Source organism: Marinobacter sp. (assembly GCF_048266785.1).
In the GTDB taxonomy this organism is placed as follows: Bacteria; Pseudomonadota; Gammaproteobacteria; order Pseudomonadales; family Oleiphilaceae; genus Marinobacter.
Genome location: NZ_JBLWYX010000004.1, coordinates 155380 through 172380, shown reverse-complemented (window position 1 = coordinate 172380; position 17001 = coordinate 155380). Strand labels below are relative to the sequence as shown.

16 protein-coding genes are annotated in these 17001 nt (G+C 53.1%); 4 read left to right on the top strand and 12 right to left on the bottom strand.

The annotated features are described in order from the left end of the window. Position 1: 1 nt before the first annotated feature. Both ACN0V1_RS08290 and ACN0V1_RS08285 read right to left on the bottom strand, forming a co-directional pair. Entirely contained in the window at positions 2-2365 is a 2364-nt protein-coding gene (locus ACN0V1_RS08290) for an ABC transporter permease (protein WP_417544543.1), read from the bottom strand. A 7-nt stretch (positions 2366-2372) separates the two neighbouring features. Continuing rightward, positions 2373-3116 (bottom strand): ABC transporter ATP-binding protein, encoded by a 744-nt coding sequence (locus ACN0V1_RS08285; RefSeq protein ID WP_417544542.1) that lies wholly within the window; start codon positions 3114-3116, stop codon positions 2373-2375. A 178-nt stretch (positions 3117-3294) separates the two neighbouring features. On the opposite strand from ACN0V1_RS08285, the gene ACN0V1_RS08280 reads away from it, so the two are divergent. Beyond that, complete coding sequence (locus ACN0V1_RS08280) at positions 3295-3786, top strand: GlcG/HbpS family heme-binding protein (RefSeq protein ID WP_417544541.1); 492 nt, start codon at positions 3295-3297, stop codon at positions 3784-3786. A 96-nt stretch (positions 3787-3882) separates the two neighbouring features. Here ACN0V1_RS08280 and cysK read toward each other — a convergent pair whose 3' ends face one another. From cysK to ACN0V1_RS08265, 3 genes are all read right to left on the bottom strand, one after another. Then, positions 3883-4854: a cysteine synthase A gene (cysK, locus tag ACN0V1_RS08275; protein WP_417544540.1), complete on the bottom strand. Its 972-nt coding sequence runs from the start codon at positions 4852-4854 to the stop codon at positions 3883-3885. 116 nt (positions 4855-4970) lie between these two features. Then, positions 4971-5867 (bottom strand): DMT family transporter, encoded by an 897-nt coding sequence (locus ACN0V1_RS08270; RefSeq protein ID WP_417544539.1) that lies wholly within the window; start codon positions 5865-5867, stop codon positions 4971-4973. A gap of 90 nt (positions 5868-5957) precedes the next feature. Next, positions 5958-6689 (bottom strand): helix-turn-helix domain-containing protein, encoded by a 732-nt coding sequence (locus tag ACN0V1_RS08265; RefSeq protein WP_417544538.1) that lies wholly within the window; start codon positions 6687-6689, stop codon positions 5958-5960. Between the two features lie 139 nt (positions 6690-6828). On the opposite strand from ACN0V1_RS08265, the gene ACN0V1_RS08260 reads away from it, so the two are divergent. Then, the gene (locus tag ACN0V1_RS08260) at positions 6829-8571 is read left to right on the top strand and encodes a diguanylate cyclase (protein ID WP_417544537.1); all 1743 of its coding nucleotides are present in this window, start codon (positions 6829-6831) and stop codon (positions 8569-8571) included. Positions 8572-8626: 55 nt separating this feature from the next. On the opposite strand, the gene ACN0V1_RS08255 is transcribed toward ACN0V1_RS08260, so the two are convergent. The 3 genes from ACN0V1_RS08255 to ACN0V1_RS08245 form a co-directional block, all read right to left on the bottom strand. Further along, complete coding sequence (locus tag ACN0V1_RS08255) at positions 8627-9586, bottom strand: LysR family transcriptional regulator (protein WP_417544536.1); 960 nt, start codon at positions 9584-9586, stop codon at positions 8627-8629. A 404-nt stretch (positions 9587-9990) separates the two neighbouring features. Next, positions 9991-10638 (bottom strand): glutathione S-transferase, encoded by a 648-nt coding sequence (locus ACN0V1_RS08250; RefSeq protein ID WP_417544535.1) that lies wholly within the window; start codon positions 10636-10638, stop codon positions 9991-9993. 60 nt (positions 10639-10698) lie between these two features. After that, on the bottom strand, positions 10699-11523 hold the full coding sequence (locus ACN0V1_RS08245) for an alpha/beta fold hydrolase (RefSeq protein WP_417544534.1): 825 nt from the start codon (positions 11521-11523) through the stop codon (positions 10699-10701). 304 nt (positions 11524-11827) lie between these two features. Between ACN0V1_RS08245 and ACN0V1_RS08240 the strand changes: the two genes are divergently transcribed. Beyond that, positions 11828-13207 carry an NAD-dependent succinate-semialdehyde dehydrogenase gene (locus ACN0V1_RS08240; protein WP_417544533.1) on the top strand — a complete coding sequence of 460 codons (1380 nt, stop codon included), beginning with the start codon at positions 11828-11830 and terminating at the stop codon, positions 13205-13207. A 111-nt stretch (positions 13208-13318) separates the two neighbouring features. On the opposite strand, the gene ACN0V1_RS08235 is transcribed toward ACN0V1_RS08240, so the two are convergent. The 3 genes from ACN0V1_RS08235 to ACN0V1_RS08225 all read right to left on the bottom strand — a co-directional run bounded on the left by ACN0V1_RS08235 (position 13319) and on the right by ACN0V1_RS08225 (position 14296). Beyond that, entirely contained in the window at positions 13319-13567 is a 249-nt protein-coding gene (locus tag ACN0V1_RS08235; protein WP_417544532.1) for a DUF3297 family protein, read from the bottom strand. Between the two features lie 73 nt (positions 13568-13640). Next, the gene (locus ACN0V1_RS08230; protein WP_417544531.1) at positions 13641-13820 is read right to left on the bottom strand and encodes a hypothetical protein; all 180 of its coding nucleotides are present in this window, start codon (positions 13818-13820) and stop codon (positions 13641-13643) included. 59 nt (positions 13821-13879) lie between these two features. Next, entirely contained in the window at positions 13880-14296 is a 417-nt protein-coding gene (locus tag ACN0V1_RS08225) for a hypothetical protein (protein ID WP_417544530.1), read from the bottom strand. A gap of 297 nt (positions 14297-14593) precedes the next feature. Between ACN0V1_RS08225 and ACN0V1_RS08220 the strand changes: the two genes are divergently transcribed. After that, on the top strand, positions 14594-15721 hold the full coding sequence (locus tag ACN0V1_RS08220) for a zinc-binding dehydrogenase (RefSeq protein WP_417544529.1): 1128 nt from the start codon (positions 14594-14596) through the stop codon (positions 15719-15721). A 431-nt stretch (positions 15722-16152) separates the two neighbouring features. Here ACN0V1_RS08220 and ACN0V1_RS08215 read toward each other — a convergent pair whose 3' ends face one another. Beyond that, on the bottom strand, positions 16153-16851 hold the full coding sequence (locus ACN0V1_RS08215; RefSeq protein WP_417544528.1) for an SDR family NAD(P)-dependent oxidoreductase: 699 nt from the start codon (positions 16849-16851) through the stop codon (positions 16153-16155). Between the last annotated feature and the right edge of the window lie 150 nt (positions 16852-17001).

The following is a 17001-nucleotide window of genomic DNA, read 5'->3' as shown; positions in this document are numbered from 1 at the left end:
CTTACTCCTTGCTCTTAAGTACGGCCACCATGTCGAGATGGGCCAGGTTACGCCAAATCATAAGAGCGGAAATTATGGATGACAGGATGACCACCAGGGCGGCAAAAGCATACACATTCAGGCCTAATACCAGCGGGATTCGATACAGATCCGTGTCGAATTCGTAGGCCAGATAAGCACACAGACCATAGCCGAAGAGCATGCCCAGCGGAATGGCGACCAGTGTGAGCAGAGCCATTTCACCCAACAGAATATAGGCAACCTCGACGCGCTGGAAACCCAGTACGCGAAGGCTGGTCAGCTCGCGGCTGCGCTCCGACAGAGCTATGCGCATGTTGTTGTAAACCACACCAAAGGCGATACTGCCACCGAGCAGGGTGGTGATAAAGGTAAAGAACAAAAGGGTTTCTGCCATCGTTTCGTAGAGTGCTTTGATGGCCGACTTCTGCTCTACGACCCCGGCAATGCGCGGCATGTCCCTGAGCTCAGCATATACCTCACGTTGGTATCGCTCATCCACTTTTAACCAAGCGCCAGAGATGGCATTGCCTTCTTTTAGCAGCCGGTTCAGGGCCTCGCGTTGCATGTAGCCGTTCACCCCCAAATACTCTTTGGCGGTGCCCACCATCGGCACCTGTACTGTGGGTCGATTGCCTTCCAGCACTTCGATGGTAAGCATGTCACCGGGGCGAATATGCAGCAGTTCGGCCAGGTAGTCGGTCAGGATGATGCCCTGTTGCGGCAGGTCGATGGCCTTCAGCTGGGTATCGAGTAGGCGCATCAGGCTACCGTTGGGTTGAATACCCTGCACCGAGGTGCGATAAGAATGCTGTTCAAACTGTAACTTGGCTGGCACCGTGCGAAAACCCTCAGCAAGCTCTACTCCCTGCAAACTGCTCAAGGTGTAGAGTGAGCGTTGCGACGTTGGTTCCGTATAAATGGCGGTGAGATCGCCGCGCTGGCTGAGGCCAAATTGCACGTCAACCATACGATCAATGGCGCCTTCCTGGAAACCACCAATCATCATGGTACCGCAGGCCATACTGATGCCGAGGGTCGTCAGCAACGACTTCAACGGACGGCGCTCAATATTGCGCAAAATCATGCGTGTTGGTTGCGAAAACCAGCGTTGCAAACCCAGGCGCTCCACCAATGTGGTGTGAAACATGGCCGGAGGTTCAGGGCGCATGGCCTGGGCCGGCGGTAATCGGGCGGCACTGCGCACCGCATGGAGCGTGCCGAGGATGGCAACCACCATGCAGATCACCGCGGCGGCAATAATCACCTGTGGTTTTAGTACATAGATCATGAAGGGCAGGCTATAAAATCCCATATAGATGTTACTCATGGCCTTGCCCATCCAGATACCCACGGCAATGCCAGCTAGAATACCTATGGCTACGATCATCAGCACCAGCTTGGTGTAATGCAGCCCCACGGCGAAGTTGCTATAGCCAAACGCCTTGAGGGCGGCGATCTGTTCACGCTGCAGACTGATCAGGCGGCTGGTCACGACGTTGAGTAGAAACGCCGCCACGCCAAAAAAGATAACCGGAAACACGGTGGCAATGGTTTTCTGCTGTTTCAGCTCTTCAGATAGAAAGCGGTGGGAGAGTTGATTCTTGCGGGCAATAGCGCCGGTGCCACCGTAGGGTTTTAATAAATCATCCAGGCGATCAATAACATCCTCTTCGTGACTGCCCTTGCTCAAGGTGAGCGTGACATTATTGAAGGCACCATCCATGTCGTAAGCAATAGCCAGGGGGTTGCGTGTCATCCACAACACGCCATAACGTTGATAATCAGGAAACATGGCGCCGGGGGCGATCTGATAAATATATTCCGGTGACAGGACGAGGCCCACCACGGTGAGTGTTTTGCGCCGCCCGTTAATGGTAGCGCGCAGCTTATCGCCGGGTTGAAGGTGATGGGCAGCGGCGAACTCTTCACTGAGTAGCACCTCATTATCACTGTCCGGTTCAAGCAGCCGGCCCTTGCGTAAATAGATCTGATTTAACAGCCCGGAGCTGTTAGGGGCTAATGACAACAGATGAGCACTGACCGGATCATCAAAGCCGCTCACTTCGAGATTGACATAGGCCACCACGCGCGTCTCGACTTTATCCACTCCTGGAATGGCTTCTATGCGCTGCACCAGCGACAGCGGTGCGCGTTTGAGCGAGGCAAATACATGGGCGAAATGATGATTGCGGTAATAGGTTTCACGGGTTTCATCTAAAGAGTCAAGCGTGCTCAGCGACATGATAAAAATACTCACACCACCCACAATGACCAGGATAATGGCCAGTGCCTGCATGCGCATGCCCCAGAGTTCGCGCCAAAGCTTTTTTTCGATGGCTTTCATCGTGGCATTACCACTTGAGTTCACGGGGGGCGAGGCGGGTCTCATTGACCTGTACTTTACTGATAAGCCCGTCGGCTAAATAGATAACCCGATCCGCCATTTGTGCTATGTCAGTGTTATGGGTAATCACTGCCGTAGTGGTGCCTAACTCTTGATTAACGCGTTGCAACGCTTCCAACACCACAATCCCGGTTTTGGAATCAAGCGCGCCGGTCGGCTCATCGCACAACAACACATCCGGTTGCTTGGCAATAGCGCGGGCAATGGCCACCCGTTGCTGTTCACCACCGGAAAGCTGGGCCGGAAAGTGATCGAGACGTTCACCCAGCCCGACCAGTTGCAGGGCTTCTTCTGGCCGCATGGGGGCCTTTGCAATCTCGGTCACCACGGCAACGTTTTCGAGTGCCGTGAGACTGGGGATCAGGTTGTAAAACTGGAAAACGAAGCCGACATGGTACCGTCGGTATTCGGTTAGCTCTCTCTCGCTGGCACGGGTCAGATCGCGATCACCATAATACACATGCCCGTCAGTGGGTGTGTCCAGTCCACCGAGAATATTTAGCAGTGTGGATTTGCCGCTTCCTGAGGCGCCCAACAAAACCGTGAATTCACCACGGTACAGATCCAGGTCCACTCCGCGTAAGGCGTGCACCTGAACCTCCCCCATCTGATACACCTTGGTGACGCCATGAGCATGAAATACCACGCCCTCAGCCAGTGGCTCGTGAGCGGGCTTTTTGTCCTGAGACATGGGTTTGCTCCGTCAATCCTGGCTACAGTATAACAATGGCTGCGGGATGAGCGCACTGATTCGAGTCACAACGGGCAAGGGCAAGAGGGTCAGGAAAATGTCTAGAGAACAGTTGATTGATTAAAAACAAAAGCCTAGCTTGTGTTTATAGTCCCATGGTTATTCAGGGGGTTTGGTAATGTTCAAAAATATTGCTGTTGCAGCACTGACCTTGCTAGCTATCAATAACCTGCACGCTTCAACTTTACCCAAACAGAGTTATCTGCCTTTGGAGCTGGCTCAGAAAGCCGTCAATGCTGCGTTAAAAAAATGTTCAGATGATGGCTTTAACGTGTCGGTCGCAATTGTAGACCGAAGTGGCGTTCTGCTCTCTCAATCGCGTCATCCAATGGCGGGCCCACATACCATTAGCAGCAGTTTTGGAAAAGCATTTACATCTGCAAGCGTGGGAGAGCCCAGCGGAAAACTGGCAGACATGATCGGTGGGAAGCCCTTTCTTGAAGGGTTGCGAGATATGGATGAAAGACTCGTTATTCTTGGGGGCGGGTTGCCGATTGTTGTAAATGATGTCCGTGTTGGTGGTATTGGCGTTGGCGGCGCGCCAGGGGCGCACCTGGATGAAGCGTGTGCAAAGGAGGGGTTGAATCTTCTCCAAGGGCCTGCGGATTGATGATGACCATCGTATTCTGGTCGTAGACGCCTTCGTGACCCTGCTGAGCGCTGTGCAGTGATATGTTGCAACTCTCTACAACAGCGCCAGGCATCTTTACTGCACGTTTTCCGCATCGCCAAACTGGTCTGCAAACAGGGCAGTGGAGAGGTAGCGCTCGGCAGAATCCGGCAGGATTACCACAATGTTTTTGCCTTTGTGTTCAGATTGCTGGCCAACCCGGATCGCAGCAACGACGGCTGCGCCACAGGAAATGCCGCACAGAATGCCTTCTTCCTGCATTAGCCGATGTGTCATGGCGATGGCATCCTCGTTGGTTACGGTCTCCACCTGATCAACCAGACTCATGTCGAGGTTTTTGGGCACAAAGCCCGCGCCGATACCCTGTATTTTGTGCGGTGCTGGCTTGGGGGCTTCGCCATTACGCACCTGGGTGATGATGGGTGAGTCAGTCGGCTCAACAGCGACGGTGGTGATGGCTTTACCTTGGGTGTTCTTAATGTAGCGTGACACGCCTGTCAGGGTGCCCCCAGTACCCACGCCAGCGACAAAAATATCCACAGCGCCATCGGTATCGTTCCAGATTTCAGGGCCGGTGGTGTCTTCGTGGATCTGCGGGTTGGCGGGATTGTTGAACTGCTGTGGCAGAAAGTACTTGTCGGGCTCGGCGGCGGCCAGCTCTTCCGCTTTGGCGATCGCGCCCGGCATGCCTTTGGCGGGTTCTGTCAGCACTAAGTCTGCACCCAGTGCTTTCAATACCTTGCGGCGCTCCAGGCTCATGGAAGCCGGCATGGTCAGAGTGATCTTGTAACCTCTGGCCGCCGCGACAAAGGCCAGCGCGATGCCGGTATTGCCACTGGTGGGTTCAATAATGGTCATCCCCGGCTTAAGCACGCCCCGCTTCTCGGCGTCCCAGATCATGGCGGCACCAATTCGGCACTTCACAGAGTAGGCCGGGTTGCGGCCTTCAATCTTGGCCCAGATAGTAGCGCCGTCATTAACCCGGTTCAGCTTGACCAGCGGCGTGTTGCCAATGGACTGAGAATTGTCTTCAAATATGCGGGGCATCGGTAATCTCCTCGGTTTTTAAGGATCGTACCATACTGGCGGAGCGCCGTTTATACGGGGGCTCATCCTTTTAGCCCAACACTCTCCATATTCAGTTCCTCCAGAACAAAGGTTGATCAATGAACGGTTTCAGGCTCTGGCACCGGCTGTCGCTTTGCCGTACCGGCGACCAGGGAACCCAGCACAATCAGAACACTGGCGGCGATGACAGCGCTGGTGGCCTCCCCATAACCAGCCGCGATCAGCAATACCACCGAAATGAGCGGTGCGCTGTAAGCCAGAGTACCAAGCAACTGGATGTTGCCGTGCTTCACGCCATAATCCCAAGTAAAAAAGGCAATACCCACCGGCCCCAGACCAAGGCCCAACACGCCTGCCCATTGACCCCATCCCGTTGGCCACACCGTTGATTCCCAAATCAGGTGACACAGCAGGGCCAGAATAGCGGTCACACCACAAAACCAGCCTACGGCGTCTGTCGGTACGCTTTTTACCAACCGGGACAGGACAGAGTACGACGACCAGATCAACGCCCCAATAAAGGCAATCAGATACCCGTAGAAATTAGCCATAGTAAAACCATCGCTATTACTTCCGATCAATAACCAGCATCCCATGAGGGCGAGAATGGCACCCATAATGTGCTGTTTCCGCAAGGACTCGCCGGGTAAGAATGAAGACATAAGAACGATAAGCAACGGCCAGAGATAGGCAAGCAGGCTCACTTCTACCGCCGGGGCCAGCGACATGGCCTTGAAATAAGCAAAGTGGTAACCGAACAGACCACCAACGCCGATACACCAGGCCAACAGTGGCTGGCGCAAATGCCGCATTCCACTATGGCCAGCACGGAACCAGCGAACACACATCAGCAAAAATGCAATGCCAAAGGTCATCGCCATCAGCTGGAATTCCGGAATCTCCCCACCGGAAAGCTTGGTCAACATCGCAAGCGTTCCCCACAGAAATACAGAGATGGAACCTATCCACGTCGCTGCAATAATGGTCGTCATAACGTCCCCCTGAAAACAACCAGTTCATAACCTACAGGAGACGAAGTTTATGGTCAGTCGAGGGTCCACTGCTTTCTGATTACAGCAGAATCATTTCGATTTTCGGCGGAAATGACTGGGTGATTTTCCGAAGTGGCGGGAAAAGCGATCACTGAAAGACGACAGTGAACTGTACCCCACCGAATCGGCAATTCGCTGGATATTGAGATCCGACTGTTCCAGTAACCGCCAGGACTCCTGCATGCGTAATTCGGTCAGGTAATGGTGTGGTGACATGCCAATCTGTGTGCGAAACAACTCGCTGAGCTGTCGGGTGCTGAGGTGGGCAACCGTCGCGAGTTCGGCTGCGATAATTTTCCTGTGGAAGTTATCGTCAATAAACTGCTTCGCCGCAGACACTCTTCGGTCCAGGTTCAGTTTGTCGCCGTGGCGTTCCTGTAGAAGCTGAATCAATAACAGCAACATCTGATGCTCTGTGTGAGATGACACCGCACCGTTTACCAGTTGGGAGTGCAGAAACTGGACGTAGTGGAGCAATGCCGAATCCAGCTCAACGAAGAAGGGGAGGCGCTCCAATGCAGGGGCAAGGGCCTCTGGTAAATCGGCCACCAGAAATCGGTTTGCTTCAGATGCGGAATACCCGTGGTCACTTCCGGACGGGATGACAGCGGCCCGGTTTCGCTCCACGGCACCCTCGGTTTTTTCTACAAATAACGAAAGCTTACCCAGCAGGGGCAACACCAGTTGGTGGTGGCCATGAGAATGTTGTTTTCCCTCATTATCATAGCTTCGCAGGTGAAGATTAACGTCGGATATAGGCATATAACGAGTATATTCGAATGGCGAGCAACTTGGCATTCACGATCAATTACCGATGAGTTCGACTGCATAAACAGCAGGAAATGACATGTCGCAGGTTTGCCTATAATCTATGTAGAAATACTTACGGAAATATAATCAAGTGCAACGGCATTGGTCCCTCGTTTTCCTTCTGACCATTCTGAACCTGACAACATGCGCTCTGGCTGAACCCGCACACGATTACGGAGCATTGCCCCTGATTGACGCTCGAGCCGACTACCAGGGCGCAATGGCCGATCAGGTGGCCTATCTCGTTGAACAAGGAGAAACGCTCTCTGTTGATGAAGTTCAGTCACTGATTAGTGCTAATCCGGTTGTCCTGACGCACCCTGAGACCAGCGTGTTAACCAATGGCATCAATTCCGGTGCGATATGGCTGGTGGCGAACATTTTCAATCCGACCGACGACCCCATATTGCGGCGCGTGTCCGTCGGAACAGGTTGGCTGGAAAGGGTCGACTTCGTTCTCACAACCGAAGGCCAACTGCCACAGCACTTTGTCAGCGGTGATCGTATCGCGCTGGGGCATCGTTCCATTGCCAAACGCATACCCAGTGCCGATTATCCGTTTCCGCCCGGCGAGACACGTCTATTGCTGCGCGTTGAGACTGCAGATCCAATGGTGGTGCCACTCTACTTTTCCAGCATTGCCGTCAGCCATAGTCGAGAGCAGTCAGAGGCGATCTTCTACAGCTTCGTCTACGGTGTCATGTTTGCGCTGTCCGCCTACAACCTGATGTTGTTCGCCGGCCTTCGCAAGCGGCGTTATCTGTTCTACTCGCTCTACACGAGCAGTTTCGTGGCCGTGGCGGCGTCCTACAATGGTATCGGCATGGCCTTGCTATGGCCCGATGCAGTGGGCTGGCAACAGTGGGCGCCACCCCTGTTCATGCTGTGTTTCGTCAGCTCTGGCCTGGCCTTTGCGACGAGTTTTCTCAAGACCCGACGCTACCGACCATGGCTCCACAAAACCATCCAGACAATCGGTGTGGCTTATTTCGCGCTCTTTGGCGTCTTTTTCGCTTTAGACGAACAGGGCCTGGCGCTGCAACTGGCATTCCTGGTTGTGCAGGTGTTTACGGTACTGATGCTCTACATGGGCGTGTCGAGCTGGATGGGAGGCAACCAATCCGCACGCTATTTCATGCTAGGCACACTGGCTTCCGTTATTGGTGCCTCTGTTACGGCCTTGACGGTAAACGGCATGATTACTTATTCCCAGCTTGGCTACTATGCCGTGGACATCGGCATGGTAGTGGATGCCATGCTGTTGATGTTGGCGCTGGCCGACCTGGCCCGCAAAAACAAAGTAGCCCGGGTGACAGCCGAGCGGACGGCCCAGATCGATCTGCTGACCGGCCTCAATAATCGACGTGGTTTTCTGCCTGTTGCCGAATCCCTGTGGAGCCTGGCCACGCGCAAGGACAGCAAAATGTGTGTGGCTATGATCGATATTGACCATTTCAAGAACATCAATGACCAATATGGCCATGCAGTCGGCGACAGGATATTGAAGAAAATTGCCGACGAGCTTGATAAATCCCGGCGCAAAAGCGACCTTCTGGCCCGCTGGGGTGGCGAAGAATTTACGCTTTTGTTGCCGGAAACGGACGAGGCCGAAGCCCTCAAAGTGGCCGAGCGTTTCCGCCACAATATTGAGCAACTGGTGGTCAATGATTGCGGCAGGATGATTCGATGCACCATCAGTGTGGGTGTCGCCAGCCGCCACGCTCAACATGTCACTTTGGAGCACGCCATTTCCAAGGCCGACGAGGAGCTCTACCAGGCCAAGATTCAGGGGCGCAATCAGATTTCCACCGGTCGCACGTCGGACGCCGCCTGAGCCGGGAATGGTATTCCCCCAAAAAAATAAATCTGCCCCGATTTTTCTGAGCAAGCTAGCGTAATAATGGCCCGGCTAGGCGTTGTTTCTGTGCCCGGACAGCTTCCGTCAGAAAGTCCATCAAGACATGAGTCCTTGCGACCCCTCGCAGATCCGGGTGCATTAGAAACCACAGACCGTATTCAAGCTCGGGGATGGGATCGGTGAGCTGAATAATATCCGGATCATCGCCCGCCAAATAACAGGGCAGAACAGCCAGCCCCATGCCCGCGCGAATAGCACTGAGTATGCTGACAAGGGTATCAACACGGTAGACACAGGCAGCCTTCAGCCCGTTACTGTCCATCCACTGATCCAGTGTTAAATCCTGAAGTCGCGGCCCCGCACCAATCCAGGGTTGGTTGACGAGAGTCTCGATGGGCGCACCAGGGTTCAAGCCAAAGCTTCGGTGTGCGTAGACGGCCTGACCAATAGTGGCCAGTGGTCGGCCGATCAGGTTTTCAGGGGGGCGGTGGGACGGACGAATGGCGACGTCGGCTTCTCTGCGTGTCAGGTTGAACAACTGGTTAGAGATGGCAACATCCAGCACGATGCTTGGATATTTGCGCCGGAATTGCGTGAAGATAGGCGTCAACAGCCCCATCAGCAGGGAGTCCGTTGTGGTGGTCCAGATTTCTCCACTGGGTGCCAGATCGCGACCGGCGACTTTGCGTTCGGCAGCCAAAGCTGCCTCATCCATAATCTTGGCCGTGTCGGCCAGTTCTTCCCCCGCAAGAGTTGGCCGATACCCGGTGCGACTCCTCTCAAAGAGCGTAACGCCCAGACGCTGCTCAATATCACCCAGACGCCGGAAAACCGTGGCGTGACTTACACCCAAGGCACGTGAGGCGCCAGACAGAGAGCCTGCGTTTGCGATCGCAAGAATAATCTTAAAGTCATTCCACGCCAGATGACCCCGTGTTTTCTGCTTAATGGCAGAGGGTTGCTTGTTCAGCTTGCCTGTTCGTTTTTGCAAAGTTCGTACTCAATTTTATGGAATAGATTGCAGTATAGAACAGCATTAGCATGTAGATGAACCCATGAGATAACCAATGCTCCTGTGACCAGGGGTGACGTGATGGAGGTCAAAGACATGATCTTTTCAGAAAAAATACAATACTCACACGGCGGCGGCTCTTTCACCCACCGGGACAACGATTGTGTGGAAAAAGAGAGTCACGACGACTCGCGCGAGGGAACTATCCCGCTCAGATACCGGAATGGGCTGGGAGGCATTGATCTTGAACAGGTGAGGCGAGATCAGTTACAGGCTCGACGACAAGTTGTCCGAGCGATGATACAACGCCTGAAAAACCTGCGACGTCGGCTCTGAGAAGTTGTTGGCTACCGGATGAGTTGACCACTACAAAGCGCTTAGCGTTAAGAAGGAAAAACCACCAAGTCATCTCCCTCTTGCCATGGCTGAAACCTGGTCATGGTTTGCAGAAAAAATGGGTGCTCCAGCCAGTGTTTTAGCCATAGCTGCAGGTTCGGGTAGGGTAGGTTGTAAAATGCATCGCGATCAACGTGGGCGAATTGGCGAACGAACGGCATGATGCCAATATCTGCGATGGTCGCGTTAGGCCCCAACAGAAAAGGGTTTTTAGTCAGCAGTGCCTCTAAAACCTGTAAAAAGGCTTCACCCCGTTGCCGATACTCAGTCTGGGACATTTGGAGATGACGGTCTGCGTATTTATAGCGATCCAGCCAATACTTGAATTCGCTGTCGTTTTGCTCGACCAGAGCGTTGGCCTGATGCAAAACCTGTCCATCCAAAAGCCCTTGCGGGTCTTGCTGCTCTAGCGCCCACGCCATTATCTCCCGGCTCTCTTCAATCACTGCACCATCAAGACACTGCAAAACAGGCACGGTGCCTTTCGGGCTAATCGCGAGCATCTCAGCCGGTTTGTTTTTCAGGATTACCTCTCTCAACTCCACCTGCAACCCAGCAAACAAGACACTGAGCCGGGCACGCATGGCATAGGGGCAGCGGCGAAAAGAGTAGAGACGGTGGAGTGAGGAAGTCATGGTATTTTTCGCCGTTGAATCGAGATCAATGGGCCCAGAGCAGGGGATTCCAGTGGTTCCCTAACTGTTGAGAAACTCGATGAGCTTTTTTGCGACATCGGCAGGGCGCTCTTCGGTTATCCAGTGCGCCGCGTCGACCCATTCCAGGCGCGCATTCGGTATCGCGTCCCTCAGCATCTCAGCGTATTCCGGCTTTTGGAACTCATCATGTTGCCCCCATAGCACAAGGGTTTCATGGGGAATATTCTTCAGCTCATCGGCAATCGCGAGTGTGTATTCCGGATTGAGCCTGCGCAGGTTTCTGAAGAAAGCTTTCTTGCCTGTTTCACCCTGCCAGGGGTGAACAACGATATCAGCAAGCTCAGAGGTGGCATTTGATTCGTCATGCATTCCCTTAGGCAGGAAGTCGCGAAGCATCTGCTCCAGTTCCTGAGCGCTCATGTCATCTTCCGCCCCCGGTTCCTGTAATGGCTCGAACTCGGGAATCGGCCAGGAGTCGAAGCAGACAGCATCGGCAAGAACCAGCCGGTTTATGCGTTCCGGGTGGTTTACCGCCAGTATCTGGGCAACACCGCCGCCAATATCATGGGCCACAAGGTCTGCACAGCGGATGCCTAGTGCATCCATAAGGCCGATCAGTATTTTGCTTTGTGCAGCAATCGACACATCGGCATCAAGCGGTTTATCGGATTTACCGTAATTAAGCATGTCTGGCACGATCACCCGGTGTGTTTGCGCCAGCTGTGGGATGATCTTGCGCCAGAGAAGGCCGGACATTGGGATGCCGTGGAGTAACATCAGCGGCGCCCCTTCACCTTGCTCCAAGTAGGCAATACGGTGCCCATCTACTTGCAGGTATTGGTGCTCAAGATTTGATTCACTCATTGTAGCGCTCCTTTCAGTTCACGTTTTCCAAAGTGATCGATTACATCTTTACGCTACTGGCTGAAAACCTGTGATTCAAATTATATTTGAATAATCACTCAAAAGTTGCCTGCTTTCACCTATACCTTACAAGACAGCCTGATCCGCCAAGGTAACTTCCAGGCCGGTCGCTACCGAGTTATACGGTTAGGTAATCTTCGCCCTTAAGGTCAGCCGGCCATGTTACGTTGAGCTGGCAATATCATTTTACGGCGGTCGAACAAATACAGGTTCAGCTGTCATTAATTATTCAGGAGGCAAACTGATGTCGAACACTCATAAGACAATCAATCCTGCCACAGAAGAAGTTCTTGAAACCTATACCATGATGTCCAGGCAAGAAGCGGAGGGCATCATTGAGCAGGCTCATCATGCGTTTCTCGACTGGCGCAAAACCGGGTTTAAAGAGCGCGCGGACATTCTGCGCAAAACCGCTGCCCTGATTCGGGAGCGCCAGGATGACTACGCCGCACTGATGACCCGGGAAATGGGCAAAACCCTGGCAGAGGGCAAACAGGAATGCGAATTGTGCGCGGCGATTTGTGAGTACACCGCAGAACAGGGCCCCACGAAACTGGCGGATGAAACAAGAGAGCTGACGGGCGGCCGTGCTGTGGTTTCCTATCAGCCTCAAGGTGTGATTTACGGCATACAGCCGTGGAATTTTCCGCTTTACCAGGTTATTCGCTACAGCGCCGCCAACCTCATGGCGGGTAACACCGTGCTATTGAAACACGCAAACAATGTATGGGGCATGGCTCTGGAAGTTGAAAAACTTTACCGCGATGCCGGCATGCCGGAACACGCCTTCCGCACGCTGTTAATTGACCATGAGGTATCGGACGCAGTCATCGAACACAAGCTGGTGCGTGGCGTTACGCTGACGGGTAGCCCCAACGCTGGCCGGACAGTGGCCCAGCGAGCAGCTAAGGTGCTGAAGAAAACCGTGCTGGAACTGGGCAGCAACGATGCCTATCTGGTACTGGCAGGTGCCGATATCAAGAAGGCCGCGAAGATTTGCGTTCAGGGCCGAACTTACAATGCGGGCCAGACCTGCGTGGCTGCGAAGCGCTTTATTATCGAAGAGCCCGTGTATGAAGAGTTCAGGGATGCCTGCCTGGCTGAAATGAAGAAGCTCTCTTTTGGTGATCCCACACACAGTGATACCAAAATGGGCCCCATGGCTCGCGAAGACCTCAGAGATGGCCTTCATGAGCAGGTTCGCAAGTCGATCGAGGCCGGCGCAACCTGTTCTTTGGGTGGTGAAATTCCCGAAGGCAAAGGTTACTTCTATCCACCCACGGTACTGGAAAACGTGGCGCCCGGGCAGCCAGCGTATGACGATGAGCTGTTTGGACCGGTCGCGGCACTGATCAAAGTAAAGGATGCAGCCGAGGCTATGCGAGTTGCAAATGACTCTATTTATGGCCTGGGTGGTGGTATCTTTAGCGCCGACGAAGACGAGGCGCTGCGCCTGGCTCGGGATGAATTTGACACAGGTATGGTCAATATCAATGGCTATAATCTGGCCCAGCCTAACCTGCCTTTTGGTGGGGTAAAGCAGAGCGGTTATGGCCGCGAACATGGCGGCTTTGGCATGCACGAATTTGTGAATGTGAAGGCTGTTATGGTGAGCGAGTCCTGATGCAAGTATAGCCAACACTGGGCCTGGGTAACGCCACGTTACCCAGGCCCACTCTCAACATAGCCTTCAAGCTTTCTGATGATCACGGCATGGCTTTGCTGGACTTGTTGCTTAACGGTAGAAGGCTTCAATCTTTCCTTTCAAAGTCATCAGAAGCGGCTGCCCGCGACGGTCCAGCGCTTTGGGCGAGGCGATTTTTATCCAACCTTCACTGATGCAATATTCCTCAACATTGGTACGCTCTTTGCCATTGAGCCGAATACCAATATCCTGCTCGAAAACTTCTGCTACATGATGCGCGCTCTGGGGATTTCTTGAAAGTCGATCCGGTAACGTTGGCAGCGTTTTAGTATCGTTCATGGTAGTGACCTGCATTAAATAAAAAGAGCGCCATTCTAGGCAATACAGATTTAGCGCTCAAGAACTACAGCACTTAGTTGCCTTCACGCGGAGAACCCGGCTTAAAAAGTTTAAACCAAGCGATTAAGCCCGCTATAGACCCTAAGCCCAGAAAAATAAAGAATTCTCCGACGTTAAAATCGCCAACTTTATACATTAGCCCCAGGAAAACTAAAAGAAATGTTCCAATGGTGCCGATAACTCTTAAATTCATATTTTTATCCTGGAAATTTGTGGACTCAACTGACGCAAGTTTGCTCGTTCGACGGCCATTTATTGTCTTTGGATCAGAACCCGTTGGATAACATGCCCCCAGATGCGATCTTTTGCATCGCTGGCATGCTGGTCAGCCTGGCTTCGGGCTTCTGCTTGACCGGCACTTGATACAAAGGCCGTAAACTGTTTGGTCACGGCCTGATGATAACTCCTGAAAGCAGCTTCACAGCCCGCTTGGGCACCCTTGGCGATATCTGAAGGTGGTGCCGATGTGATATGGCTGAAGCGATCGGATTCACTGGCCATGCAATCCTGATACGCCGTGTATTTCTCGTTCAGGTTGGTACTGAGGGCTTTCTTTTCATCGGAGGTCAAATTCGGCGCAGGCGAAAGAGCCGCGCAGCTGGCCAGCGACCCGCACAATGCCACCACAATGGTAGCGCCCCGCCAACGGGCAGCATCAAAGAAAATCATATCTATCATCCTTTTATAATGTGCATTGAGATTACTATATCCTCAGGTAAAACCTACGCTCACGCTGAAGTGGAAGGGGGGGGCTTGCTGATGCAGCATAATGCAAGCCAGCATGGCTATACACCGGACTTGGCATTTCGAGTTAAAGCTTCCAAATCTGGCGCGATTGGCATCTGTCCCACCCATCTGCTCATTGTCGGTGTCATTGGGGTCAGATGAACATAAATGCTTGGTGAAATGCTAATCTGACCCCAGTTAGCGAAGTGACAGACGACCTAACTTTTTCAGGAGAAAAAAATGTCGGACACCAACATCGAACTTATTTCCACCATTAGCGAAGACAACAAACTGGAACTTGCCCTGCGCGAGATCGAGATCCCCGAGCCCGGCGAAAACGAAGTGGTCATCCGCATCGAAGCCGCCCCTATTAACCCGTCTGACCTGGGAGTGATGTTCAGCGCGGCCGATATGACGACTGCCAGCCAATCCGGTAGCGCCGATCGCCCGATCATCAGTGCCGATGTCCCGGCCAAGTTCATGGGTGCCGTTAAAAAGCGGGTTGGCAAGCCTATACCCGTAGGCAACGAAGGGGCCGGTACAGTGGTAGCTGCGGGCTCATCAGCCGCTGCGCAAAGCTTGATGGGCAAAACCGTTGCGGTAATTGGCGGTGGTAGCTACCGCCAATATCTCTGTGCCAAGGTGCAAAGCTGTCTGGAACTAGAGCCGGGTACGACTGCAGCCGAAGGCGCTTCAAGCTTTGTTAACCCGCTGACGGCATTAACCATGGTCGAAACCATGCGTGCTGAAGGTCACAAGGCCATCGTTCACGCTGCCGCCGCCTCTAACCTCGGACAAATGCTCAACCGCATCTGCATCGCCGACGGCATTGACCTGGTCAATATCGTCCGCAAGCCAGAACAGGAAACATTGCTGCGCGAATTGGGTGCCAAATACGTGGTGAACTCCAGTAGCGACAGCTTTATGGCAGACCTGACCCAAGCACTGATTGAAACCGGCGCGACCATCGCGTTCGACCCTATTGGTGGCGGTAAATTGGCTAGTGACATTCTCACCTGCATGGAAGCCGCCGTGTCTCGCAACATCACCGAATACAGAGTGTATGGATCTGACATCTATAAACAGGTTTATATTTATGGCGGGCTTGATCGCGGCCCCATCACGATAAACCGCAGTTTTGGTTTTGCCTGGGGTGTGAACGGCTTTTTATTGTTTAATGCATTAGGAAAACTGAGCAAGGACACCGCCACCGCCATGCGCAAACGCATAGCCGCCGAGATCAAAACCACGTTCGCCAGCCACTACACGCACGAAGTATCCCTGGCTGGTGCTTTACAACTGGATGCGATGGCGGTTTACGGCAAACAGGCTACCGGAGAGAAGTTCCTGATCAAACCACAGAGCTAACGTTTGATTTCTTTTCGTGCTGTTTGACGCCAGCAGCAGGGGCGCGACTTCAGGAGCCCTATGTGTCAGCGTAGTTGGCGTCCCGCTGACCACTTTGTTGAATGCTCTTGGTGCACCGCTGGAAGTATAGCCATACGCCTCGTGCCTACCGAGGGATGACATAATGCATGGGGAGCAAGTATGTGCACATTAGTTGCCTTCACGCGGAGAACCTGGCTTAAAAAGTTTAAACCAGGCGATTAAGCCGGCTATAGACCCTAAGCCCAGAAAAATAAAAAATTCTCCGACGTTAAAATCGCCAACTGGACAACTAGGCTGACAGAGGGGGGGTGCCGACAACCCTAAACTTCATATTTTTATCCGAGAAATTTGTGGACTCAACTGACTCAAGTTTGCTCGTTTGACGGTCATAACCGCGATCGCTGCACACACTAGAATTGCCTAACCCACGGTCGCAGCTCGATTTCCCAACTCCAGGAAGACCGATGCTGCTCGATCAGGTGTATATAGTTCCGGGCGATCTCATCAGGGTCCATTGGGCTGTACGTTGGGTCAGAAGATGTTGAGTCTTCTTCCTGCCCGGTTTTGCCAATACGGCCATCGATGACCACATGCCCGATGTGAATATTCTGAGGATGAAGCTCCCGTGCCAATGATTGGCACAGGCCACGCAAGGCGAACTTGCCCATCGCGTAGGGAGCCGAGTTGGCGTAGCCCTTCACTCCAGAGGAGGCACCGGTAAACAGCATCGTGCCGCAGCCAGTATTCAGCATCCGTGTGGCAGCCTGCTGGGCCATCAGGAACGCCCCGAACGCTGTTACTTCAAGTACTTTGTGCACTTCAAGCGGATCGAGTTCAGTGATCGAACCCCGAATCCAAGGGCTCGGATTGTAGACGGCAACATCAAGAGTGCCATCCATACCGTCGATCGTCTTGAATAGCTCAGCAACGGCATCCGGCTTACTGGCATCACACTGGAGTGCAGTACCGTTAACCTCGGCGCAGAGAGCATCCAGTTTGGTTGTATCGCGAGCTACCAGGATTGGGTGATAGGAACGCTGAGCAAGCGCACGAGCAATCGCAGCAGACAAGCCCGAACCGGCACCTACAACAAGAGCGAGAGAAGTCATTGTGAATACCTCCTACGGTGCACAGCATCATTATTGCTGCAGTCAAGTATAAGAAAAACAAAGGGCATATTAGTGGAAAAAAATTCTTTCCAAAATATAGCGCCTGATTTTAAAACATAAAGCAACTTGCCATCGAAAACGCACCAGATG

Excerpts from the sequence above, each read along its gene's own strand:
- ACN0V1_RS08290 (WP_417544543.1), bottom strand. The coding sequence starts at position 2,365 with ATGAAAGCCATCGAAAAAAAGCTTTGGCGCGAACTCTGGGGCATGCGC.
- cysK (WP_417544540.1), bottom strand. The coding sequence starts at position 4,854 with ATGCCCCGCATATTTGAAGACAATTCTCAGTCCATTGGCAACACGCCG.
- ACN0V1_RS08280 (WP_417544541.1), top strand. The coding sequence starts at position 3,295 with ATGTTCAAAAATATTGCTGTTGCAGCACTGACCTTGCTAGCTATCAAT.
- ACN0V1_RS08230 (WP_417544531.1), bottom strand. The coding sequence starts at position 13,820 with ATGAATTTAAGAGTTATCGGCACCATTGGAACATTTCTTTTAGTTTTC.
- ACN0V1_RS08265 (WP_417544538.1), bottom strand. The coding sequence starts at position 6,689 with ATGCCTATATCCGACGTTAATCTTCACCTGCGAAGCTATGATAATGAG.
- ACN0V1_RS08250 (WP_417544535.1), bottom strand. The coding sequence starts at position 10,638 with ATGACTTCCTCACTCCACCGTCTCTACTCTTTTCGCCGCTGCCCCTAT.
- ACN0V1_RS08270 (WP_417544539.1), bottom strand. The coding sequence starts at position 5,867 with ATGACGACCATTATTGCAGCGACGTGGATAGGTTCCATCTCTGTATTT.
- ACN0V1_RS08225 (WP_417544530.1), bottom strand. The coding sequence starts at position 14,296 with ATGATTTTCTTTGATGCTGCCCGTTGGCGGGGCGCTACCATTGTGGTG.
- ACN0V1_RS08240 (WP_417544533.1), top strand. The coding sequence starts at position 11,828 with ATGTCGAACACTCATAAGACAATCAATCCTGCCACAGAAGAAGTTCTT.
- ACN0V1_RS08285 (WP_417544542.1), bottom strand. The coding sequence starts at position 3,116 with ATGTCTCAGGACAAAAAGCCCGCTCACGAGCCACTGGCTGAGGGCGTG.
- ACN0V1_RS08235 (WP_417544532.1), bottom strand. The coding sequence starts at position 13,567 with ATGAACGATACTAAAACGCTGCCAACGTTACCGGATCGACTTTCAAGA.
- ACN0V1_RS08245 (WP_417544534.1), bottom strand. The coding sequence starts at position 11,523 with ATGAGTGAATCAAATCTTGAGCACCAATACCTGCAAGTAGATGGGCAC.
- ACN0V1_RS08215 (WP_417544528.1), bottom strand. The coding sequence starts at position 16,851 with ATGACTTCTCTCGCTCTTGTTGTAGGTGCCGGTTCGGGCTTGTCTGCT.
- ACN0V1_RS08220 (WP_417544529.1), top strand. The coding sequence starts at position 14,594 with ATGTCGGACACCAACATCGAACTTATTTCCACCATTAGCGAAGACAAC.